This is a genomic window from Rhodonellum psychrophilum GCM71 = DSM 17998 (assembly GCF_000381545.1).
GTDB classification, from domain to species: domain Bacteria; phylum Bacteroidota; class Bacteroidia; order Cytophagales; family Cyclobacteriaceae; genus Rhodonellum; species Rhodonellum psychrophilum.
Map to the genome: position 1 here is coordinate 143,221 of NZ_KB906673.1, position 22,413 is coordinate 165,633.

Below are 22,413 nucleotides of genomic sequence, written 5' to 3' on the forward strand. Positions count from 1 at the left end.
AAAAATGAATAAAAGACGAGATTTTTTAAAACTCTCCGGGGCGATAGCCATTGGAAGTTTGTTGAGCCCGACCAGCCTATTGGCTAATTCGGTATTCGCCAAAAGACCGATTGGTCTACAACTCTATTCCTTAAGAACCGATATGGCTTCAGATCCTCAAGGTACACTGAGAAAGGTGGCCTCAATAGGCTACAAGTCACTCGAGACAGCCAACTATCAGGATGGAAAGGTTTATGGCATGGAACCAAAAATGTTCAGGAAATTTATTGAAGATCTTGGAATGAAGCTAAACAGTGCCCACTTGGGCGGGCCGCAATATACCCCTGAGAAAAAGGAGGAGGCAATGGAATGGTGGAAAAAAGCAATCACCGACCACAAAGCCATGGGAGCAAAGTATATCATCAAGCCTTCGATGCCGATACCAAAGACTTTGGCTGAATTGGATATTTGGTGTGATTACTACAATGCCATCGGAGCTTTGGCCGCTAAATCGGGTCTGAAGTTTGGCTTTCACAACCACGCCCGTGAATTTGAAAAAATTGAAGGTGTGGTCATGTACGACCACATGCTGGCCAAGACCGATCCAAAGCTGGTTTGTTTTGAATTGGATGTGTACTGGTCCAAAAAAGGTGGTTATGATTCGGTTGATTATTTGAAAAAATATCCCGGAAGATTCCCCCTTTTGCATATAAAGGATGAAGAGGAAATCGGCGCCAGTGGAGACATGGATTTCAAACCGATTTTTGAAGCGGCTTATGCCCAAGGCATGAAAGACTTCTTTGTTGAAGTGGAGCGGTATAATTTCGATCCAATCGATAGCGTCCAAAAAAGTTTTGAATACCTAAACAATGCTGCTTACGTAAAGTAACCTTCCCCAGCAGCCTAAAATACAAAGGTCTTGGATTTGGGAATTTTCCATTCCAAGGCCTTTCTAATTTCGATTCAAAATATCAATGAAGCTCGGTTGATCAAAAACCTCTGGTCTTCGGCCCCTTTTTTGTCCTCAGTCGAAAATTGGTTTTGATAAGCCATTCATTTTGAGGATAAAGAGATTTTTTTTCGAATTCAAAATGGTATCTTTAATTACCAGTCAATTTGATTTTGATAAACCTCAAATTTCTTGAAACCATGGAAAAAACACAATTGCTTTCTTTGGGTTTGTGTTTGACAATCCTGTTTTCTGTTTCATGCAACAAGCCCTCGCCGGAGAAAAGCGCCAAAGAGATGGCCTCAATTTTTGTCCCAAATCCACAAAAAGTTGCGGAAAAGCAAGTACCAAAACTTAAAATAGGGGAGAAGGCTCCCTTTTTTAATTTGCCAAACGTGGATGGAAAGCTCATTTCAATAGATGATTTTCGGGAAGCAGAGGTATTGGTTATCAATTTTACTTGTAACCATTGCCCGACAGCGCAGGCTTATGAGGATCGCTATATCCAGTTGGTGGATGAATATTCGGACAAATCGGTGGGATTTTTGGCCATCTCCCCGAATAGTCCTATCGGAATTCTTCCCGAAGAACTCGGATATACAGACCTCAGCGATGATTTCAAAAGCATGCAAATCCGCCATGAAGACAAGAAATACAATTTCCCTTATCTCTATGACGGCGATGACCATGCCTATTCCCTGGCGTATGGGCCGACGACGACTCCACATGTATTCGTATTTGACAAAGAAAGAAAACTCGCTTATTCCGGAAGAATTGATGCGTCGGAAAAGCCCGGAACAGGTAAAGCGGAGGACCTTCGCAACGCCATCGACAGAACCCTCGCTGGGGAAGTCCTGGAACCGGAAAAGGCGATTACACCAGCTTTCGGCTGTTCGATCAAATGGGCTTGGAAAAATGAATACGCCAAAAAAGTAAATGCGGAATGGAAGGAAAAGACCGTGGAAGTCAAAAAAATCAGTGTAGCGCAATTGGCCGAAATTCTGAAAAACGATACAGATGAGTTGTTGCTGATCAATTTTTGGGCAACTTGGTGTGGACCCTGTGTGATCGAATATCCGGAATTTATTGAAATCCAAAGGATGTATGGAGAAAGAGATTTCCAATTCATCTCCCTGAGCTTGGACAGCCCTGTACAAGAGGCAAAAGTTCTCAAATTCCTTAAAGCCAAGTATTCTGCCATTCCCAATTACCTGATCGATACCGAAGACAAGTATGCCGTCATAAACGTGGTCAATAATGACTGGGATGGAAGTTTGCCGATCACATTGCTCATCGAACCCGGCGGAAGGGTGGCTTATAAGGTTTTAGGAGAAATCAATCCACATAAGCTAAAACGTGCAATTGTTGACCATCCCATGATTGGAAGATACTATTGAAAATTAAAAGTTAAGTACTCAATTCGGTTAGATAAAAAAATCAAACGCCGAAATGATCGGCAGGAAGATATTGGCTGTGAAGGATTGAAAGATTTTTTGGGAAACTAAATAAAGATTACTAAATTTAATTGTTTACAATTTAAAGCCGCCGATATGTCCATTTCAGATGATTCCTTATTGTTGAAAAACCAAGTTTGCTTTCCACTCTATGCGGCATCCAGAATACTGATTCAGGCTTACAGAGAACCTTTGGAAGAGCTCGGCCTGACTTATCCACAATATTTGGTTATGCTTATTTTATGGGAAAAAGATGGATTAACGGTCAGCCAGATAGGAGAGAAGCTCTTTTTGGATTCCGGAACACTTACCCCAGTGCTAAAAAGATTGGAGGCCAATAATTTCATAAAAAGAAATCGAAGCGACAAAGACGAAAGAAAAGTTGAAATTGAATTGACATATCCAGGAAAATCTCTGCAAGCAAAAGCAACACCTATTCCAGAAAAAATTCATTCTCTCTTAAACCAATGGGAAGAAGGGGAGTTATCACTGTTTAAGATCCAAGTCAATAAACTAATAGAAACGCTTAAACATTGAGATTACCATGAAAAAAATCACCATTGATTATACAGCAATTGCCGTAAATACGGGAGGAAGAAAAGGAAAAATCAAGACAGATGATGGCTTGCTCGACATGGAAGTAGCCATGCCAAAAGAAATAGGGGGTCCGGGAGGAAAGACCAACCCAGAACAATTGTTTGCTGCAGGCTATGCCGCTTGTTTTGGTGGGGCTCTGGGAGCAGTTGCCAATGGTGTGAAATTGGACGATGCTGAAATCACTGTTAAAACCCATATTGGCAAAACAGGTGATGGAGGATTCGGACTGGCAGTGGATATTTTTGTCAAAATTCCGCAGGCCAATTCCTTGGAAGATGCCCAAAAATTAGTGGATGCAGCACATGAGGTTTGTCCATATTCCAATGCAACCAGAGGAAATATAGAGGTAAATGTAAGTGCCGTAGCATAAAACATCCAGCCCTTGGTAGATTTGCCAAGGGCTAATTTTTTTCCTTGAATCCCTTTAAAAGTTTATTGGTTTGCTTTTGGATTTTGGCTTTCATAAAAGGTGTCCAACCCAATAAAAAGCCCTTCCAACCCAAAGCTTGTCTTGTCCATGCCCACAAATCAAATTGATCGGTGTGCCTGATAATTTTTCCATCCATGAATTCGAAACTTGCATGAATGGTATTGACAACTTTTCTTCCGGTTCCCCCATAAACATACTCAGCAATCCAATCTACAGTCCCATTTTTTTCATCCGCATGGACATTCCGAAAGGTGATCTTGAGGTTCCCTTTGCTTCTTTTGATCAGCATCCTCCACATCATTTCGACATCCCGGCCCTTCAGTTCCCCAAATGCAGGATCCCTAAAAACCACCTCTGAATGATAACAAGCGGACATTCTGTCGGCATCTGCTTTGGCAAAGGCAGTATAAAATTCATGTAGAAGTACTCCGTTGCTTGTCATCATAGGTTTATGCATTTTTTGAAATGAATATTGGATAGAAAAGAAGATCCAAAGTTTCCCAAGAGATATTGCATTGGAATTCTTCAATAACACAGTCTCTCCAAACTGAATCCAGCCGGCAATATTTAACGTCTTCAAGCGCAATATTTGGAGATGACCTGAGCCGATTCGGTTTTGAAGTTTTTTCCTACCTTATTGGCTCAAAACCCCTTATAAGTCATAATTTGAACAGCATTGCGTTTTTTCACTTCTAAATCGAAATAAGGTAATTAAATCATATCCTTCCTCAAAATTTCTTAAAGGCATTTGGACTTACCTTTTTCAAAAATTGGAAAACCAAACACTGCAGAGAGAACCCCATCCCGAAAACTCAAACCCGAATTGTAAGACACTGAAAAAATTAAGCAAAGCATCTAACTTGAACCCGAAATATACATTAGGTTCCCTAAAAGGTCTTGAAACTACAAGAAAATCAGACCAAGTGAAGTACCGAATTGGTGAAGGTAAAAGCAGTAAATAGCTGAATGCTTATTAAGCTATTATAGGTTGGAATTGAATTGGAAATGCCTAAAACGGGTTGAAGTAAGAAGGAAATATGCAATAGGCTTCCAAATAGGGCTATAACTACTAGAAAATCAGATTATTTGGATAATGATAATAATGAATAGTCCAGTATGGTGAAGTCAAAAACAATGAACAACCGACTGATTATTGAGCAATTTCAGGCCGGAAATGAATTGAAATTGCATAAAACGGGTTAAATGGAAAAATTTGAATCAGTTGGCACAAAAAAGGCGAAACCCTATTGGATTTCGCCTTCTGACCTTGAGTGCAAAGATTTGAAGAAATTGATCTTTTTAGGACTCAGCTTCTTTTTGATTCAATTCGGATTCAAATTCAGAAAATTCGAAATCCTCTTCTTTTAACCAATATTCGGATGTCGTGATACTGAAATTGTTGTCTTCGGAGGCTTTCACATCCCATAGAATATTTTCAGCCTCTGGAAAATCGATCTCCGTTTTCATCTGAGGCTCAAAAAGTCTCTCCAAAAGACTCCTGTCGGACAAGCCCACACTGAATAACTTAAGAATATCCTCTTTGGTAAGCACCGGATTTGGCTTCTTGTCAACCCGAGCGATGGAGCAATCGATCACGCTTGCCTTTGCATCGGGAAATTTTCCATTGAAGGCTTTAAACAGGAGTTGATTGACGTGAAACAAGGTAGACTGCAATCCAATTTCCGGATATTCCTCACAAACCTTGTCCAAAAGCATGTCATTTGAAATCTGTTGGATTTGTCCATCAGCAAGATGATCGGACAACTTGTATTCCAAAACCTTCACAGCTGCTTCTTGGGGCTCAAAATCGGTAATGGCCATCAAAAGCAATTCTCTCAGGGTTTCCTTCGGTGCTTTTTCTGCATCGGGATAATCGAATTTTTCCAACAACTGGATGTAATCCTCTGAAGTCCAATATTCTCTTATTTCGTCAACGGTAAGAATGCTATTTATTTTTATTTGAAATTTCATAAATTTTGATTTTAAAGGGATAATGGTAAAAATGAGCTGTTCAATGAATTCTAAAAACACTATGGAACAAAAGTGTGTCCCTAATTCGCCTCCTCAATCTTCACCTTGATTTTTTTGAGCTTTTCGTTTTTCAATTTGGCAAGGACTTTATTTACCTGAGTTCTCTTCACAGAGACATAAGATGCGAAATCCAAGATGGTAATCAGGCCGATGTCTTCTCCCGAAATACCCGCATTTTTGGTCAATAGTCCGACAATATCGCCCTTGCTGATTTTATCCTTTTTCCCTGCACTGATGTATAAGCACGCAAAAATGGGAGGAGGCGGTAGCACCAATTCTTCCTGAAGTGTAATCTCCGTAACGGATTTTTCAACGTATTCAGGCAAAGCTTCGTCATTGGCCAAAACCAGGTAGGCCTGACCTTCGGCGTGCATCCTTGCTGTCCGCCCATTTCTGTGGATAAAGGCATCTTCCTTTGGTGGCAATTGGTAATGTACCACATGTTTGATCTCTGGGATATCCAATCCCCTTGAGGCAAGGTCTGTTGCGATAAGCACATTGTGTGCTCCGCCCCTGAATTTGATGAGGTTTTTTTCCCGATCGATCTGCTCCATTCCTCCATGAAGGACACCATGCGCAAATCGATGGTCTGTAAACAAGGTGCTGATTCGGTCCACAGCGTCTCGGTGGTTACAAAAGACCAAACACACTTCGTCGTTGAATTCAGCGACCAACCTCATCAAGGTTTCCACTTTTTCAATACTTCGGGTGTGTACCAGCTTCAATTCCAGTTTGGAATCCACTTCGTCCTTCAGGTAATTGAGTGCTTCGGGTTTGGAGAAGGGAAGAAACTCAGGCCACAATTTCAATTTTGTAGCGGAAGTGAGCAGGTGCTTTTGCTTGCCGTTTAGGGCCTTAAAGATCAAGGTCAATTGATCATGAAATCCCATTTGTAGGGATTTGTCAAATTCATCCAAAACCACCATATTGACGGTCTTTGGGTCAAATGATTTTCTGAAGATATGATCTGCCAATCTTCCTGGTGTACCAATAATCACAGCAGGGGCCTCATTTAGGCTGTTTTGTTCGATTTTGACAGAGTGTCCACCGTAGCAGCAACTTACTTTGTAAGAAGTTTTCATTGCCTTGAATACCTGCTCGATCTGAAGGGCCAACTCTCTTGATGGAACCACAACCAATGCCTGCACCCCAGAACTGTCTTTTTGAAGTTGGTTTACAAGTGGAATCAAAAAAGCGATGGTTTTACCAGATCCTGTGGGGGCGAGCAACATCAAGTTTTCTGAAGAAGCTGCCTTTCCAATGACAGCTTTCTGCATGTCATTGAGTTCCGCGATGGAAAGATTTTTTAGAAACTCCGCGGTTGTCTCTTCCAAATTATTTTGCATATACAAAGGTAGCTTTAAGCTGACGTCTTTTAGCTATCTTTTTATTTTGTCTTTCGGGTCTTCGTGGAGAAAGCTACAGATTAAAAAAAACCGATCGTTCCAATATCGTGGATTTTGGAGCGATCGGTTGGTATTTTGCTTAGGAAAAAGGATAATGTCCTTTTTCAATCATAAAATCAGCAATTTGTCTTCTCAGGCTTTTGGTATCTACCAAATCCATTTTGGTGAAACGCTTCAATCCCATCAACATGACTTTTTGCTCATCTCCAGAAGTAAACGAAGCGATTGCTTCCTTCGCAGCGATGTTTATTTTTTCTGCCGCCTCAGACAGATAAACCTTGGCCATTGCGATCTGCTGCTGACAACTTTCCTCGCCTCTCAGTCCCACCAATTTCTCAGCTCTCAGGATAGCGGATTCTGCCGCATAAATTTCAATCATGACATCTGCCAGATTCATCATCACCTCCTGTTCATCCTCGATCCTGTCCTGAAGTGACATGGCGGCTTTTCCTCCAACCATCAGGAATACTTTCTTCAATTTATTCAGAACATCTTTTTCGGCAGCAAAAAGTGTTGAGGTATCGAGAGATTCGAAACTTGGTACAGATGTCAATTCCTTGGAAACAGCCATTGCCGGTTCAAAAATGTTGACTTCCCCTTTCATTGCCCTTTTCAAAAGCATCCCAACCATCAGCATTCTGTTGATTTCGTTGGTCCCTTCATATATCCTGGAAATCCTTGCATCTCTGTAGGCCCTTTCCATTGGTGCATCTGCAGAATATCCCATTCCACCATAGACCTGAACTCCCTGATCCACGACATAGTCAAGCACTTCAGACCCATGAACCTTGGCAATGGCACATTCGATGGCAAATTGCTCCACACCCTTGAGTTTTGCTTCGGAATCTTGCATTCCTTCAGCGATCAGACTGTTGATTCGATCCTCTATATCCTGCCCTGCACGGTAGCAAAGGGCTTCTGTAGCAAAGGTTCGAATCGCCATTTCTGCCAATTTAGCCTTGATGGCACCAAAAGTATTGATGCTCACACCAAATTGTTTTCTTTCGGTAGAATACTTGATGGCAAGGCTTGTAACGGTTCTCACACCTCCCAAAACACCTGCACCAAGTTTTACCCTTCCGATATTAAGGATATTCACGGCGATTTTAAATCCGTTTTGACGATCGGAAAGCATGTTTTCCACAGGCACCTGACAATCATTGAAGAATACTTGACGGGTAGACGAGCCTTTGATTCCCATCTTTTTCTCCTCTTCATTCATCGTGATACCACCAAAGGACTTTTCGACAATGAAGGCAGTCAGGTTTTTATCGTCTTCAATCTTGGCAAAGACAATGAACAAATCCGCAAAACCCGCATTGGAGATCCACATTTTTTGCCCGTTGAGAACATAATGTTTTCCATCAGCAGATAGTGTTGCCTTTGTTTTACCGCTGTTGGCGTCTGAGCCAGCGTCTGGCTCAGTCAGACAGTAACAGGCAGCCCATTGACCGGTTGCCAACTTGGGCAAGTATTTGTTCTTTTGATCTTCCGTACCATAATAAAGAATAGGCAAGGTACCGATTCCGGTGTGTGCACCATAGGTAGTGGAAAATGATCCCGCCGCCCCGATAATGTCGGCGATCAGCATAGAGGTATTGAAACTCATGCCCATTCCACCAAAGACTTCGGGAACGGAAATGCCCAAAAGACCCAATTCTCCAGCTTTTTTGAAAATCTGGGGTACCAAATCCGGGTTTTTCATGCTGTCTATCTCCTCGATCCTGGGAGTAATCTCCGTATCAACAAAGTCTTGACAAGCTTGAGCCATCATTTTTTGTTCTTCCGAGAACTCCTCAAAAATAAAGATGTCCTCTGCAGCTGTTTCCTTAATTAGGAATTCACCGCCATTGATTGATTTTTTTATGGTTTCCATTTTGTTTCAGTTTTAAAAGGATAGGCATTCTGACGCGTATTGTTTTGTATTCAAGCAACAACCGGTAAACAATTGAAACCGATCACATTCACCTATTTCAAGAGTTCAAAAACCCCTGCCACTCCTTGCCCACCTCCAACACAGGCGGTTACCATTCCGTATTTTTTATTCTGACGGCGGAGCTCGTTGAAAAGTTGGACGGATAGCTTGGCTCCGGTGCAACCTAGGGGATGACCCATGGCCACAGCACCGCCATTGACATTGATGATATCAGGGTTAAGGTCTAGGGATTTGATAACCGCCAAGCTTTGCGCTGCAAATGCCTCGTTCAATTCAATCAATTCAATGTCATTGATGGAAAGACCGGCTTGCTTCACCGCTTTTGGGATTGCCACTTTTGGACCTATCCCCATGATTCGAGGTTCAACACCGGCGACAGCGTAGGACATCAGCCTGGCGATGGGTTCAATATTCAATTCCTTGACCATTCTTTCCGACATCACGACCACAAATGCGGCACCATCAGAAGTCTGGGAAGAATTTCCCGCAGTCACTTGACCTCCGTTTTTGAATGCAGGTTTTAGGTTGGAAAGGATTTCCATTGATGTTCCTTTTCGAGGACCCTCATCTGTATCGACGATGTATTTTCGGGTTTTCTTCTTTCCCTTTTCGTCAAGATAAGTTTCTTCTACTTCCACAGGCACAATTTCATCCTTGAACTTTCCAGCGGCAATGGCTGCAAAAGCCTTTTCATGTGATTTTACGGAGAACAAATCAGATTCCTCTCTGGTGATGTTATAATCCTTTGCCAATTCTTCCGCAGTAAGCCCCATGCTGAGGTAATAATCCGGAGTTTTGGAGGCAATGTTCCAGTTGAGCGCTGTTTTATAACCCATCATCGGGACCATTGACATGGATTCCGTACCGCCGGCGATAATGCAATCTGCCATTCCTGCCTTGATCTTGCCAACCGCCAAAGCAATGGCTTCCAATCCCGAGCCACAATATCTGTTGACAATAAATCCAGGATTATCTACTCCCAAGGCAAGTAGTGAAATCATTCTCCCCATCTGCATGCCCTGTTCGGCTTCCGGAACGGCATTGCCTACAATGAGGTCCTCAACCATTTTGGATTCCAAACCCGGTGTGTTGGCGACCAAATGCTTGATGACATCAGAAGCCAAATCATCGGGCCGATAAAAACGAAAACCTCCTTTTTTGGCTTTGCCAACTGCCGATCTATATCCATTTACTATATATGCTTCCATTTTATTTTTTATTGGGTTAACTGAAAATTTAAGGTGACCAAATCTTGATCCTGGCCAATCGATCCAAATTGTCTGGGAACCGACACTAATTTCTAAGTGGTTTTCCTTTGAATAGAATGGAGTGAATCCGCTCTAGGGTCTTTTTCTCACCAGTCAAGCTCAAGAAGGCCTCCCTTTCCAAATCCAAAAGATATTGCTCAGTCACTTCTGTCGGAGAAGACAAATCCCCTCCAGACATTACCCAGGCAAGTTTTCTAGCGATTTTTGCATCGTGATCAGAGATGTAAGCACCGTACTGCATCCCGGTAATCCCAGCTTCAAACAAGGCCAAAGAAGTTTTTCCAAGTACCTTGATATTGGTTTGCTGTATCGGCTGGATATAACCCGCATCGGATAAGGCCAGTACTTTTTCCTTGGCATCTGCCAACACCCTTTTTCTGTTCAGGGTGATGGCGTCCTTGGTCTGCAAATATCCCAAAGCCCTTGCCTCATGTGCTGAGGTAGAAACCTTGGCAGTGGCGATGTTCATAAAGTAGTCCTGAAGTTGGTTGAGTTCCACATCTCCGGCAATCAGTCTGTTGGAAAATCTCAGCGTCATCTCCTTGGTTCCTCCACCTGCTGGAATCAAACCGACACCTACTTCTACCAAACCCATATACAATTCCGCGTGTGCCTGAACCGCATCTGCATGAAGAGACATTTCACAACCTCCCCCCAATGCCATATTGTGTGGAGCAACCACCACTGGAATAGAAGAATAGCGCACCTTCATCATGGTGTTTTGAAACTGTGCAATCATCAGGTTGATTTCGTCGTATTCCTGATCACCTGCAAACATGAACAACATGGCCAAATTTGCCCCTGCGGAGAAATTTCCACCTTCGTTTCCAATCACCAATCCTTTGTAGGATTTTTCAGCCATGCTGATGGCGGTATTGATTCCTTCTATCACTTCCGCACCCAGGGAATTCATCTTGGTATGGAATTCCAATCCAATCACCTCATCGCCCATGTCATAGATCGTGGCTCCAGCATTGCCCCAAAGTTTTTTATTGGCCGCTTTAAGTGTATCCAAGAGAATAAATTCTTCCGCACCCGGAACTGGCAAGTATGATTTTGAATGAATATCGTAGTACTTTTTCTGTCCGTTTTCAACCTTGTAAAAAGCCGTATGGCCTGCATCCAACATTTCATGGACCCATGGAGCTGCAATTTCTCCGGCAGCTTTCATCTTCTCGACGGTTTCTTGTAAACCCAAAACATCCCAGGTTTCAAATGGACCCAACTCCCAACCAAACCCAGCACAAACTGCTTGATCGATACGATAGAGTTCGTCGGAAATTTCAGGAATCCTATTTGCACAGTATTGAAACAGATCATAGAAAGTAGCTCTGTAAAATTCACCTGCCCTATCCTCAAAATTCACGAGGAATTTAATTCTTTTCTTCAAGTCATCAATTTCCTTGGAGGCTTCCAATGCCTTGAACTTTGGCTTCTCTACATCCTTATATTCAAAAGTCTTAAGATCTAATTCCTTAAGTTCCTTGGTGCCATCTTCATGACGGATCATTTTAAAATAACCCTGGCCGGTTTTATCACCCCACCATTTGTTCTCGTTCAATACTTCGACAATCTTAGGTAATTTGAATTTATCCCTGGATTCATCATGCGAGAGCGCCTTGTAAAGGTTATTGGCAACGTTCACCGTAGTATCCAATCCCACTACATCCATGGTACGAAAAGTAGCAGATTTGGCCCTTCCAATGAGTGTTCCTGTGAGTTTGTCCACCTCAGATACACTGAGTCCCATTTTCTCAACAGCATGCATCCCCGAAATAATGGCATAGACACCTATTCTATTGGCGATAAATGCAGGGGTATCCTTGCAGAGCACAGTTTCCTTACCCAAAATCCTGTCCCCAAAATCCATCAAGAAATCGATGATTTCAGGATTGGTCTTGGGAGCCGGAATAATTTCCAATAATCTCAAGTACCTCGGGGGATTGAAAAAGTGGGTTCCGGCAAAATTCGCCTGAAAATCTTCAGACCTTCCTTCGCACATGAGGTGCATCGGAATTCCGGAGGTATTTGAGGTAATTAAGGTGCCTGGTTTCCTGAATTTTTCCACCTTCTCAAAAAGTGACTGTTTGATATCCAGTCTTTCCACTACTACTTCCATCACCCAATCGTAATCCTTGATTTTTGGCAAATCATCATCAAAATTACCTGTGGTGATCCTGGAAATAAACCCAGCATCGTAAAGAGAAGCTGGTTTTGATTTTAATGTGTTGGTTAAGGCGGTTTCAACAATTCTATTCCTGACTGCCTTGTCAGAGATAGTTAAACCTTTTTTCTTTTCTTCCTCACTCGGTTCTTTGGGCACTATATCGAGCAACAATACCTGAACGCCAATATTGGCGAAATGGCAGGCAATCCTCGATCCCATTACTCCCGAACCTAAAATGGCAATTTTTTTAATGGCTCTTTTCATAAAGTTTTTTTATTAAAGTTCGTACACCTTATCACTGTACGAATTAGGGTTTATTGGTTCTGATTGAATATTTTCAATGACTTTATTGATTTTCTGGAACACTGAATAGAAAATTTCCAGCTCACTTTCACTGGCCAATTCCCTTACCTGAAGATTAAAATTTTTGATGGTCTCCACTGAAATTGCCTTTTTGCGTTTACCCTCCGGCGTCAAAAATATCCTCACGGATCTTTTGTCATTTGGATCCGCTTTTTTAAAAATGAATCCTTTTTCCTCCATAGTCTTGAGCATCCTGGTGAGACTTCTTGCCTCCAGTCCAATCAATGGGGCAATTTTGGTGGCAGCAGTCCCTTCCTTGGAGTTGATGTTGATCAGAACAAATCCCATGGCCGTGGTAAAATCTTCCTGGGCTGCTTTTTGATTGTACATCCTGGAAATGGCATGCCAAGCACTCTTGATGTGATGATCTACCGTTTCTTCTCGTTTCATAGACAATATTTTACACTTCTAATGTAAGAAAAATATTGTATGCATGCATACTATTTCCTAAAAAAGTTATGCATGCAGAGGAAATTAAAAAAACATAAATTTTAAAATAACGGAATATTATTTTTCCGTTATCAATTTAGGGCCATTAAGTATTGAATTTTGGATTAGAAAACTGAAATATCAAAATAAGTTTCTGAAAATTTTATTTGTATAAATCTTCCATTTCTTTCGCATATTTTTCATGTATCACTTTTCTCTTCAGTTTCATGGTTGGAGTAAGTTCACCGGATTCCACGCTCCAGGATTTTGAAAGCAATTTGAACCTCTTGATTTGCTCCCATTTCCCAAAATACTTGTTTAGATCATCTATTTCCCTTTGAAATTTCTCCAAAATTTCATCCTTTGCGATCATCTCCTCGTCATGGGTGTAGGGGATATCTTTGTGTTTACAATAATCCTTTAGTGCATCAAAACTCGGAACAATCAGTGCCGTTGGGTAATTTTTGTTTTCTCCCACCACAATCAATTGGTCGATTAAGACAGATTCCTTGAATTTGTTTTCCAAAGGCTGTGGAGCAATATATTTACCTCCGGAAGTTTTGAACATTTCCTTCTTCCTATCAGTGATCTTTAGGTAATTGCCTTCGTGTAGCTCTCCAATATCGCTTGTATGGAACCAGCCATCCTTGAGTACCTCTGCGGTCAATGCTGCATTCTTGTAGTAGCCTTTCATGACATTTGGTCCCTTGACCAAGATTTCTCCATCTTCAGCAATTTTGACTTCGACCTCCTTGACCAATTTTCCTACAAATCCTATTCTAATTTCCTTTAGATTACATACGGAAGTGGATATAACGGGAGAAGTTTCGGTAAGCCCATAACCCTCACAAATAGGAATGCCAGCACTCCAAAATACCCGGGCCAATCTTGGTTGAAGTGCAGATGCGCCTGAATTGATCTGCATAATATTGCCTCCAAGCGCCTCTCTCCATTTGTTGAAAATGATTTTATTGGCCAATTTCAATTGAAAATTGTACCATGATCCCTGATCCTTGGAGGGTTCATATTGCAGACCAAGGTTTAAGGCCCAGAAAAAGAGCGATTTTTTTATACCGGTTAGCCCGTAGCCTTTGGAAACAATTTTATCATATACTTTTTCCAGTAATCTGGGGACTGTATTGAACATTTGAGGCTGGATTTCTTTTAAATTTTCCCCAATTGATTCCATACTTTCAGCGTAATAAATGGAAATACCCATGAATAGATAACAAAAAGAGCCTGTTCTTTCATAGATATGACAAAGGGGTAAGAAACTTAATGCCTTCGAATTTCCAGCAGGTACAATGATCCGGTCTTCCACTGCAGATACATTGTGTAGCACGTTGCCATGCGTCAACATAACTCCTTTGGGTGTTCCGGTCGTTCCTGAGGTATAGATAATGGTAAAGAGACTCTCTTCCATTACAAATGATTTAGCCGTCTCTAGCGCACTCAAATCTCCATTCTTTCCTTTTGACATAAAATCCTCCCAATGGATACAGGATTCTAATTTGTCAAAAGAGAATATCTGCCTTTCAATTCCAAGGGATGCTTCCTTTGCTTTGGCTAATATTTCCTCATCACCCACAAAAACCATTTTCACCTCTGCATGCTCAAAAATGTACTTATAGTCCTCTGCTGAGATGGTTGGATACATCGGAACAGATATGGCGCCTATTTGCTGGAGCGCCAAATCTATAAAATTCCATTCTGGACGGTTGTTTGAAATAATGGCAACTTTGTCTCCTGACCCAATATTGGACGATAAAAAAGCCATGCTCAGTTGATCCACTATCTTTTTCAAATCCTTGGATGAAAAGGTTACCCATTCTCCATTTACTTTATGGCCTAGGGCGACCTCTTTGTTGTATTTTAAAATCTGATAATCGATGATGTCAAAGAGTCTGTTGATCTGCATGTGGAAATGGGCTTAATGTTTTTTTAAGGTATCAAAAAGCTTTGAGGAAAGCAAAAGCGATCAAAATAAGTTATCCACCCTATTGTATATTTATTTGATTAATTTAAGAAGAGAACTATTAAAGTTATTATAGGGTGGATATGTGGATAACAATTGTTCAAATAGTTTCCCACAGGATTTTTTTTGAATCGATGAATGTTATGCACCTATTACCCACATTTTTTTCTTTGATAACTTCTTCATTATCATCTACCCTTGTAAAAAACCGATAAAGTTGTGAACAATCCCGAAAAAGATAGCTGTTCATAAAAACTTGTGTTTGTAATTGTTGACAAGGGTGTACAACCATAGAGTTGTCCATACTTTAAAAAATTTTACTCTTTTTAAAAATCTCATTTGGGGACAAACCTCTTTTTGTACCCATTTTATCCTTACTTATGCACAGTCTTATGGGTACTTGTCTACCGTATTGTGGGTTGATTTTCTTCATCTTTTGTTGGCGAGGGTTCGTTTTCTCCATTTTTCAAAAGGCCTAGTCCAATGGGATTTAAAGGATTGATGGTGATTTCATTGTCCCATCCTGCTTTTAAGATGATGTCCCGTGAGTTGTCATTTTCGGAATTGATATGGTAATATATCGGCTCGGCTTGTCTTTTTTCCGTGAGATTTGATGGATCCCATCTCCTATTTCCGTTTAGGTCTTCGATAACTCTTACTCGATAGGTTCCCGCTTCCAATTCCATAAATACAATCTCATTTTTGTCTTTGAGGTATTCTTCCTTGACCAACTGATCTTTGTTGTTCAATAATTGGATGATGAGTGGATATCTATTGCTGTTTATCTTTACTCTCAAAGCATCCGCAAGAACTTCCTTTTTTAGTTTCCTGTACGTTCCCTCAATTTTATTTTCGTTTGTAAGTCCTTCTACATCAAAAAAGGTTGAATCTGCTGAATAAACTGTGAATACTTCATTCTTTAAGGAATCTGGAATAGCGATATCAATGTATATTTTTGTATAATCCGAGCTGTCTTTTAAATATATCCACTCTCGTTTTACCGGTATAATTGATGCTGTATCATATTTGACAAATAAGGAATCCAGTGTTATTTTCTTTATGGGCTTGTTGAAAGTTATCTCCGAGGTAAATTTTCTGACAAAATTAGTCCCAGAATTGATTGTGCTTTCCAGTTTCTCTTTTGATCTATCACTCTCTTGGAATTTGGCAAAGACCATTGTATCCTTTTTGAAACCTACGGAATCTTTGAAAACCAACCCAATGGCCGTACTGTCTCCTTCAAAATCAGTGTGGTAAAAACGCATATTTTTGTCCTTGATTCTATAAAACAATTTTTTATGAATGTCTGGATGCTCTACTTCTACTTCTGTGATGGGTTTGCTTAGAATGATGTCATAATTGGTGCCTACAGGCGAACTCCTATTAATCTTAATGGGAGATAGATCAGCTTTTGATATATAAAATTGTGCGTTGTCAATATTGTCTGTTATGTTGACCTCAGCATCCAAAAACCCATATGGTTCTGTTTTATCTTCAGCTTTAAGGGAGTTGTTGATATCATGCCAGGCATAAGCACTGTATGCTCCTGCCTTGATATTTGTGATTTGGAATCTTCCCAAGGTATCAGCTTGTCCTATGTAATAGGGAGGCCCGCTGAGTACATCTGTCGTGTCTGATAATGGATACAATCCCACCAGTACATCTTTCATGTTTTTTTCTCTTTGTGGAAACAAGAAATTTACTTTTCCCGAGAATGTTAAACTGTCTATATTCTCACCTGTAGAAAAGACGAGTTTAAGATTTTCCGCTGGGTTTTTTTCTGTGATGTCTGTAATGCTTTTTTGGAAATTGAACACATAGGTGGTGTTGTCCTCAAGTTCTTGATTCAGTTTCATGGTCACACGGTTTTTTACCGCTAAGACCTGCATCTCATCCTTTTTTATTCTCGGTGTGATAATCACTTGCTTGTTGGGGTTTTCGATGTTTATGTATTCATCGAAATCGAGGGTGATGGTCGATGGTCTAATATTGACCGCATTGTTTTTAGGATTTGTTTCCAATAATTTTGGAGGATCCAGGTCTTTTGGACCTCCCATTGGCGTGCTTTGTTTAGCACATGAATGAAGTATGAATACTGCTATAAATATTAATAATTTATGGATTAATTTCATTTTTTCTTCAAAATAAACAAAATACTTGAATATTTTCCATCATTATTTTTTGCCCATCTATTTGATTTCCAGCCCATTGTAAGTGCTTTCATCAAGTTTTTCAATTTGGCTGTTTTCGGATGGACATAACTTTCTGATAAAAGAGAAACATAATAGCTATCAAAAACCATAGGCTTTTGATCTACAATTTCCATGCTCATTTCATTGGCAAAGTGCTGTATACTTTCTTTGGTGAAATGATACAAATGTCTCGGTACATCCAAGGAAGCCCAATTGTTTTTGTATTGAAGGGAATCGAATGAATCATAATTGGGAACAGCAATATAGAGGAAGCCGTCATTTTTGAGTTTTTTGATTAATTTCTTACTCGTTTTCCTCAATGAGTGAATGTGTTCCAATACATGGAATAATGTTATGGCATCAAATTTCTTTTCCTCATCAAGATTATCGATGGTTTTTAAGATGTTGAGTCCAAAATCTTTTCCTATTTTTCTTGCATCTTGGTTGGGTTCAATGCCAGTTACTTCCCATCCCGATCTTTTTGCTGTTTTTAAAAAATAACCAGTTCCACACCCATAATCCAACAATCTACCAGGTTGTGGGCATTTCTCCTGAATCCATGAAATTTTGGTTTTTAGGGTTATTTTCCTCACCCACTTGTATATAATGTTGGTTAGGTTATTTGATTTGTCTTGGTGTGAAATATACCCCTCAAAATCATAATACTTTCCTATGTCTTTTTCTTCTGGCCTTGGGTTTGTAAATATCAACTTACAAGAGGAACAATGGCAAAGCAAAAATTTTTCTTGGCTAACAGCAAAGTCTTTAACTTCTGTATGATTAAGAAAAAGCCCACTTTTACAAAGTGGGCATTTGGTTAATCTTTCTCTCATCTTCCTAGGTAAACCGTTAGTATGGATAGATCTGCTGGTGACACACCACTTATTCTTGATGCTTGCCCTAATGTTTCGGGCCTTATTTTGTTGAGTTTTTGTTTACCTTCCGCTGATAAGGCTGTTATTCCCAGATAGTCGAATTCTATGGGGATTTTGTAATTTTCCATATTGTTGAGTTTTTCGACCATCTGTTGTTCTTTCTCTATATAGCTGTCGTATTTGATCAGAATCTCTGCCTGCTCCAAAGCGTCTTTGCTGTATTTGGATAGATATTGCTTTAGATTAGCATCCAATTCCATAATTTGTGTCAATCCTATTTGAGGCCTTTTCAATAGCTTTTCCAAGGTTATTTTCTCCTTTATGGTTGCTGTATCCAAACCTTCTAGGCTGATATTGATCTCTTCTGGAGCGAGTTTTTTTTGTTTGAGGTCATTGATCAATCTGGCGGTATCTGCTTTTTTGTCAAGCATTTTTTCCATACGGACATCATCTGCCAGACCGATTTGATGGCCTAATTGGGTCAATCTCAAATCTGCATTGTCCTGTCTCAAAAGCAATCGAAACTCCGCTCTGGATGTAAACATGCGATAGGGTTCTTCTGTGCCTTTGTTGATAAGATCGTCGATCAATACACCGATATAGGCTTCAGATCTTTTCAACACGAAAGGATCTTTTTCATCAGTTTTTAACGATGCGTTTATTCCCGCCATCAATCCCTGTGAAGCGGCTTCCTCATATCCTGTTGTCCCGTTGATCTGCCCTGCGAAATACAGGTTTTCTATCAAATGAGTCTCCAGGGTTGCCTTAAGTTGGGTTGGAGGAAAAAAATCATATTCTATAGCATATCCAGGACGGAACATCTTGGCTTGCTCAAAACCTTCTATTTTTCTGATTGCATCGTACTGTACATCTTCTGGCAATGAGGTTGAAAAACCATTTACATAGATTTCAACTGTATCCCAACCCTCAGGTTCTACAAATATTTGATGTCTCTCCCTTTCGGCAAAACGGTTGATTTTATCTTCAATGGACGGACAATATCTCGGGCCCAGACCTTGGATACGTCCATTAAACATTGGAGATCTGTCGAAGCCTTTTTCTAAGGCCTTGTGGACATTTGTATTTGTGTAGGTAATCCAACACGGTCTTTGTTCTTTTATCGGCTTGGTTTCATCAGAATAGGAGAACTTTTCTGGGTTCTCGTCTCCGTGTTGGATTTCCATTTTGGTATAATCCAAACTCCTGCCATCCACACGAGGCGGTGTTCCGGTCTTCATCCTCCCAGCTTCAAAACCAAGGCCTACAAGTTGCTCTGTAATTCCTTTTGAAGCGGATTCGCCGGTCCTACCACCGCCAAATTGTTTTTCCCCAATGTGTATGATCCCATTCAGGAAGGTGCCATTTGTAAGAACGACGGATTTTGCTAGAATTTCAATGCCTATATTTGTTCTGACCCCGACCACTCTATTGTCTTTTACCACAATTCCACTGATCATTTCTTGCCAAAAATCAACATTTGGTGTTCGTTCTAGGGCTAGCCGCCATTCTTCAGCAAATCGCATTCTGTCATTCTGGGCTCTCGGGGACCACATGGCAGGCCCTTTTGATCTGTTGAGCATTCGGAACTGAATGGTCGACTTGTCTGAAACAATGCCTGACATTCCTCCCAACGCATCGATTTCTCGCACGATTTGACCTTTGGCCACACCGCCCATGGCTGGGTTGCAGGACATCTGGGCAATGGTGTTCATGTTCATGGTACACAACAATACCTTTGATCCCATTTTTGCCGCGGCATGCGCAGCTTCACAACCTGCATGACCCGCCCCTATTACTATTACGTCGTATATTGGAAACATAAATCGTTTTCTTAATTGTTTCACGTGGAACACTTCCGTTTGTTATGGATTTTAGTGTGTTTTCCACGGGGTGTATTTGTAAATGTTTCACGTGAAACATTTACATGTTTTGAAAATGATGGATGCAAACTTCCTCCATTTTTCTCATTTTCAGCACTTCTTCTTCTTTTTTGTCTTTGTAGCCCATTAGGTGCAAAATCCCGTGGCTCATTACGCGCAGCAATTCTGTCTCAAATAGAATGTCCATTCTTTGGGAATTGTCTATTACCCTGTCTATGCTGACAAAGATGTCTGCCTCTATTTTGTTATCCCCTTCAGAATTGTCGAAAGTGATGATGTCTGTGAGTGTGTCGTGATTGAGGTACTCCAGGTTTTTTTGGTGAAGGTATTCGTCAGAGCAAAACACATAGTTTATTTCCCCAATAGAGTATCCACCTTCTTCGGCGATTTTCTTCAGCCATTTTTTGTGTTTGTTCTTTTCTTTAAGCTGGAATTTGATTTCCTCTTCAAAAAACTGAATCGCCATATTAAGAGATGTAAAATGTCAAGATGGTTCTTCTTCCTTCGTCTTCATACTTTACATCATCAGACAGGTGCTTCATGATAAAAATTCCCCTACCCCCCATTTTCTCTAAGTTTTCTGGTGATGTTGGATCTTTGATGTTTTCAAAATCAAATCCTTTTCCTTCGTCTTTTACGATAAACCGAACTTGGTCTTCTTCAAAAAACAACTCAAGGCCCACGTTTTTGGCGCTATCAGCACCGTTTCCATGGAGAATCGCGTTGCTTACACATTCTGTTACCGAAATCATGATGTTTCCGTAAATGTCATCATTGATTTGAAATCTGTCTCTTGCGTTGTCAATGAAGCTTTCTACGATTTTTATGTTTTCAATCAAAGAGGGAATTGAAATTTTAATAGATTTCATGAAGCTTTTATGGTAAAATTGATAAATTACTTATTTATTTTTAGTTCAACTCTATTAAAATTGGACAATGATCGGAATGAATGGCGTCTGGTAAAATCAACGACCTTTTGATCTTCTCCCTAAGTGGACTTGTCGTCATATGATAATCAATCCGCCAACCCAAATTTTTACCTCGGGACCCCGCTCTGTAACTCCACCAGGTATATTGGTGGGGGTCCTGATTGAACAGCCTGAAACTGTCTTCAAATCCTGTACTGGTAAACTTATCCATCCAAGCCCTTTCTTCGGGTAAGAATCCCGAGGAATTTTTGTTGGATATCGGGTTATGGATATCGATTGGCTTATGGCAGATGTTGTAGTCTCCACTCAATATCAAATTAGGAATTTTTTTTATCAAGTCTTGAGAATAGCCATATATGTCATCCAGAAAGCGATATTTAAAGTCCTGTCTTACATCACCTGTAGTCCCAGAAGGGAAATAGGCAGAAAGGAAGGAAACCCCGTCAAAATCCGCTCTGATGATTCTCCCCTCATCGTCATATAGGGAATGATCCATTCCATATTCGACGTGGTTGGGTTTGATTTTGCTTAGGATCGCTACTCCACTGTATCCTTTTTTGACGGCAGGGTGCCAATAGATGTGATAACCTAGGTCTTCAAATTGGCTTCGGTCGATTTGGTTTTCCAAAGCCTTTACTTCCTGAAGACCGATTACATCTGGATTCACGGCTATTAACCAGTCTTTAAAACCTTTGTTTAAGGCTGCCCGGATGCCATTTACATTATAGGATACGAATTTCATTTGCAATTGATTGTTTTTGTTCCCAAATCAAGTAAATTATTTGATTTCTATCTGGAATTCTTGCTCGAAATAATCCAGCGTGTGGATTTTGAGTAGTTTTTCTTGTTCCAAGGCATTGAAATGGGGAAGTTTTTTCAACAGTTTCCAATGTGGCCACCCGTCTTGATCAATGAAGTCCAATTCATAAAAACCCGATAGACTCAATACCTTGCAGACTGCGATATGCATCAGGTCTTGTTTTTGTTCTTTTGTAAAATTCCGTTGCCCCTGTCCCAATTCCTGGACGCCAATCAGGAACAACACTCCGTTGAGATCGGCGGGCTTTTTTCCAACCAATTCTTGTATTCCAAAGAGGAGTTTGTTGAATCGTTTGTCGAGATCGAGATCTTTTTTGAACATGTTATTTTACTGTGTTTTCTAGTTCTTCCCAGTATTCTACGGCTCTTCTCAAATGTGGGATTACAATGGATCCGCCAATAACAGTTGCAATGGAAAATACCTCAAACAATTCTTCTTTGCTCAAGCCTTCTTCAAAGGATTTACCCAAATGGTACTTGATACAATCATCGCATCTCAAGACCATAGAGCATGCCAACCCGATCATCTCTTTTGTTTTGACATTAACAGCACCTGCTGCGTAGGTATTGGTGTCCAAATTGAAGAATCTTTTTATTACTTTGTTGTCTGCGGCCATGATCTTTTCGTTCATTTGGCCTCTATAGGTGTTGAATTCTTCTATTAAATTCATTAACTTTTAATTAAAATTTTAATTAACTGGCAAATATAACAGGTATTTTCCGCCCATTGTTTG

General features: G+C 40.5%; 20 protein-coding genes. 4 read left to right on the top strand and 16 right to left on the bottom strand.

Going from position 1 to position 22,413, the window contains the following annotated elements; genetic code table 11:
- Positions 1–4 precede the first annotated feature (4 nt).
- The 4 genes from F824_RS0100740 to F824_RS0100760 all read left to right on the top strand — a co-directional run bounded on the left by F824_RS0100740 (position 5) and on the right by F824_RS0100760 (position 3,349).
- A complete protein-coding gene (locus F824_RS0100740) occupies positions 5–868 on the top strand; it encodes a sugar phosphate isomerase/epimerase family protein (protein ID WP_019595922.1) in 864 nt (287 codons plus the stop codon).
- 260 nt (positions 869–1,128) lie between these two features.
- The gene (locus F824_RS0100750) at positions 1,129–2,325 is read left to right on the top strand and encodes a redoxin domain-containing protein (protein WP_026333407.1); all 1,197 of its coding nucleotides are present in this window, start codon (positions 1,129–1,131) and stop codon (positions 2,323–2,325) included.
- A gap of 180 nt (positions 2,326–2,505) precedes the next feature.
- Entirely contained in the window at positions 2,506–2,919 is a 414-nt protein-coding gene (locus tag F824_RS0100755) for a MarR family winged helix-turn-helix transcriptional regulator (RefSeq protein WP_236613181.1), read from the top strand.
- Positions 2,920–2,926: 7 nt separating this feature from the next.
- Positions 2,927–3,349 (top strand): organic hydroperoxide resistance protein, encoded by a 423-nt coding sequence (locus tag F824_RS0100760; RefSeq protein ID WP_019595926.1) that lies wholly within the window; start codon positions 2,927–2,929, stop codon positions 3,347–3,349.
- 31 nt (positions 3,350–3,380) lie between these two features.
- Here the strand turns inward: F824_RS0100760 and F824_RS0100765 are convergent, their stop codons facing one another.
- The 16 genes from F824_RS0100765 to F824_RS0100850 all read right to left on the bottom strand — a co-directional run bounded on the left by F824_RS0100765 (position 3,381) and on the right by F824_RS0100850 (position 22,350).
- Positions 3,381–3,854, bottom strand: coding sequence for a nuclear transport factor 2 family protein (locus F824_RS0100765; protein ID WP_019595927.1), 474 nt, complete (start codon positions 3,852–3,854; stop codon positions 3,381–3,383).
- Between the two features lie 854 nt (positions 3,855–4,708).
- Positions 4,709–5,380, bottom strand: a complete 672-nt coding sequence (locus F824_RS0100775) for a hypothetical protein (RefSeq protein WP_026333409.1) — start codon at positions 5,378–5,380, stop codon at positions 4,709–4,711.
- Positions 5,381–5,460: 80 nt separating this feature from the next.
- Positions 5,461–6,786 carry a DEAD/DEAH box helicase gene (locus F824_RS0100780; RefSeq protein ID WP_019595929.1) on the bottom strand — a complete coding sequence of 442 codons (1,326 nt, stop codon included), beginning with the start codon at positions 6,784–6,786 and terminating at the stop codon, positions 5,461–5,463.
- Between the two features lie 139 nt (positions 6,787–6,925).
- The gene (locus F824_RS0100785) at positions 6,926–8,722 is read right to left on the bottom strand and encodes an acyl-CoA dehydrogenase family protein (RefSeq protein ID WP_019595930.1); all 1,797 of its coding nucleotides are present in this window, start codon (positions 8,720–8,722) and stop codon (positions 6,926–6,928) included.
- A 92-nt stretch (positions 8,723–8,814) separates the two neighbouring features.
- A complete protein-coding gene (locus F824_RS0100790; protein WP_019595931.1) occupies positions 8,815–9,990 on the bottom strand; it encodes an acetyl-CoA C-acyltransferase in 1,176 nt (391 codons plus the stop codon).
- A gap of 85 nt (positions 9,991–10,075) precedes the next feature.
- The gene (locus tag F824_RS0100795; RefSeq protein ID WP_019595932.1) at positions 10,076–12,481 is read right to left on the bottom strand and encodes a 3-hydroxyacyl-CoA dehydrogenase/enoyl-CoA hydratase family protein; all 2,406 of its coding nucleotides are present in this window, start codon (positions 12,479–12,481) and stop codon (positions 10,076–10,078) included.
- A 12-nt stretch (positions 12,482–12,493) separates the two neighbouring features.
- Positions 12,494–12,970, bottom strand: coding sequence for a MarR family winged helix-turn-helix transcriptional regulator (locus tag F824_RS0100800; protein WP_019595933.1), 477 nt, complete (start codon positions 12,968–12,970; stop codon positions 12,494–12,496).
- Positions 12,971–13,172: 202 nt separating this feature from the next.
- Entirely contained in the window at positions 13,173–14,927 is a 1,755-nt protein-coding gene (locus tag F824_RS0100805; protein WP_019595934.1) for an AMP-dependent synthetase/ligase, read from the bottom strand.
- A 461-nt stretch (positions 14,928–15,388) separates the two neighbouring features.
- A complete protein-coding gene (locus F824_RS0100815; protein WP_019595936.1) occupies positions 15,389–17,041 on the bottom strand; it encodes an Ig-like domain-containing domain in 1,653 nt (550 codons plus the stop codon).
- Between the two features lie 71 nt (positions 17,042–17,112).
- Positions 17,113–17,769, bottom strand: a complete 657-nt coding sequence (locus F824_RS0100820; protein ID WP_316928716.1) for a class I SAM-dependent methyltransferase — start codon at positions 17,767–17,769, stop codon at positions 17,113–17,115.
- Between the two features lie 236 nt (positions 17,770–18,005).
- Positions 18,006–19,871 carry a tRNA uridine-5-carboxymethylaminomethyl(34) synthesis enzyme MnmG gene (mnmG, locus tag F824_RS0100825; RefSeq protein ID WP_026333412.1) on the bottom strand — a complete coding sequence of 622 codons (1,866 nt, stop codon included), beginning with the start codon at positions 19,869–19,871 and terminating at the stop codon, positions 18,006–18,008.
- Between the two features lie 100 nt (positions 19,872–19,971).
- Positions 19,972–20,397 carry an rRNA maturation RNase YbeY gene (gene ybeY / locus F824_RS0100830; protein WP_019595940.1) on the bottom strand — a complete coding sequence of 142 codons (426 nt, stop codon included), beginning with the start codon at positions 20,395–20,397 and terminating at the stop codon, positions 19,972–19,974.
- A 1-nt stretch (position 20,398) separates the two neighbouring features.
- The gene (locus F824_RS0100835) at positions 20,399–20,800 is read right to left on the bottom strand and encodes an ATP-binding protein (RefSeq protein WP_019595941.1); all 402 of its coding nucleotides are present in this window, start codon (positions 20,798–20,800) and stop codon (positions 20,399–20,401) included.
- Positions 20,801–20,840: 40 nt separating this feature from the next.
- The gene (locus tag F824_RS0100840; RefSeq protein WP_019595942.1) at positions 20,841–21,602 is read right to left on the bottom strand and encodes an exodeoxyribonuclease III; all 762 of its coding nucleotides are present in this window, start codon (positions 21,600–21,602) and stop codon (positions 20,841–20,843) included.
- 36 nt (positions 21,603–21,638) lie between these two features.
- Positions 21,639–22,001: a hypothetical protein gene (locus F824_RS0100845; protein WP_019595943.1), complete on the bottom strand. Its 363-nt coding sequence runs from the start codon at positions 21,999–22,001 to the stop codon at positions 21,639–21,641.
- 1 nt (position 22,002) lies between these two features.
- Positions 22,003–22,350, bottom strand: coding sequence for a carboxymuconolactone decarboxylase family protein (locus F824_RS0100850; RefSeq protein ID WP_019595944.1), 348 nt, complete (start codon positions 22,348–22,350; stop codon positions 22,003–22,005).
- Positions 22,351–22,413: the final 63 nt, after the last annotated feature.

Bases quoted from the DNA above. Each gene is read 5' to 3' on its own strand.
- F824_RS0100740 (WP_019595922.1), top strand. From the start codon at position 5: ATGAATAAAAGACGAGATTTTTTAAAACTCTCCGGGGCGATAGCCATT.
- F824_RS0100750 (WP_026333407.1), top strand. From the start codon at position 1,129: ATGGAAAAAACACAATTGCTTTCTTTGGGTTTGTGTTTGACAATCCTG.
- F824_RS0100760 (WP_019595926.1), top strand. From the start codon at position 2,927: ATGAAAAAAATCACCATTGATTATACAGCAATTGCCGTAAATACGGGA.
- F824_RS0100765 (WP_019595927.1), bottom strand. From the start codon at position 3,854: ATGATGACAAGCAACGGAGTACTTCTACATGAATTTTATACTGCCTTT.
- F824_RS0100775 (WP_026333409.1), bottom strand. From the start codon at position 5,380: ATGAAATTTCAAATAAAAATAAATAGCATTCTTACCGTTGACGAAATA.
- F824_RS0100780 (WP_019595929.1), bottom strand. From the start codon at position 6,786: ATGCAAAATAATTTGGAAGAGACAACCGCGGAGTTTCTAAAAAATCTT.
- F824_RS0100785 (WP_019595930.1), bottom strand. From the start codon at position 8,722: ATGGAAACCATAAAAAAATCAATCAATGGCGGTGAATTCCTAATTAAG.
- F824_RS0100790 (WP_019595931.1), bottom strand. From the start codon at position 9,990: ATGGAAGCATATATAGTAAATGGATATAGATCGGCAGTTGGCAAAGCC.
- F824_RS0100795 (WP_019595932.1), bottom strand. From the start codon at position 12,481: ATGAAAAGAGCCATTAAAAAAATTGCCATTTTAGGTTCGGGAGTAATG.
- F824_RS0100800 (WP_019595933.1), bottom strand. From the start codon at position 12,970: ATGAAACGAGAAGAAACGGTAGATCATCACATCAAGAGTGCTTGGCAT.
- F824_RS0100805 (WP_019595934.1), bottom strand. From the start codon at position 14,927: ATGCAGATCAACAGACTCTTTGACATCATCGATTATCAGATTTTAAAA.
- F824_RS0100815 (WP_019595936.1), bottom strand. From the start codon at position 17,041: ATGGGAGGTCCAAAAGACCTGGATCCTCCAAAATTATTGGAAACAAAT.
- mnmG (WP_026333412.1), bottom strand. From the start codon at position 19,871: ATGTTTCCAATATACGACGTAATAGTAATAGGGGCGGGTCATGCAGGT.
- ybeY (WP_019595940.1), bottom strand. From the start codon at position 20,397: ATGGCGATTCAGTTTTTTGAAGAGGAAATCAAATTCCAGCTTAAAGAA.
- F824_RS0100835 (WP_019595941.1), bottom strand. From the start codon at position 20,800: ATGAAATCTATTAAAATTTCAATTCCCTCTTTGATTGAAAACATAAAA.
- F824_RS0100840 (WP_019595942.1), bottom strand. From the start codon at position 21,602: ATGAAATTCGTATCCTATAATGTAAATGGCATCCGGGCAGCCTTAAAC.
- F824_RS0100845 (WP_019595943.1), bottom strand. From the start codon at position 22,001: ATGTTCAAAAAAGATCTCGATCTCGACAAACGATTCAACAAACTCCTC.
- F824_RS0100850 (WP_019595944.1), bottom strand. From the start codon at position 22,350: ATGAATTTAATAGAAGAATTCAACACCTATAGAGGCCAAATGAACGAA.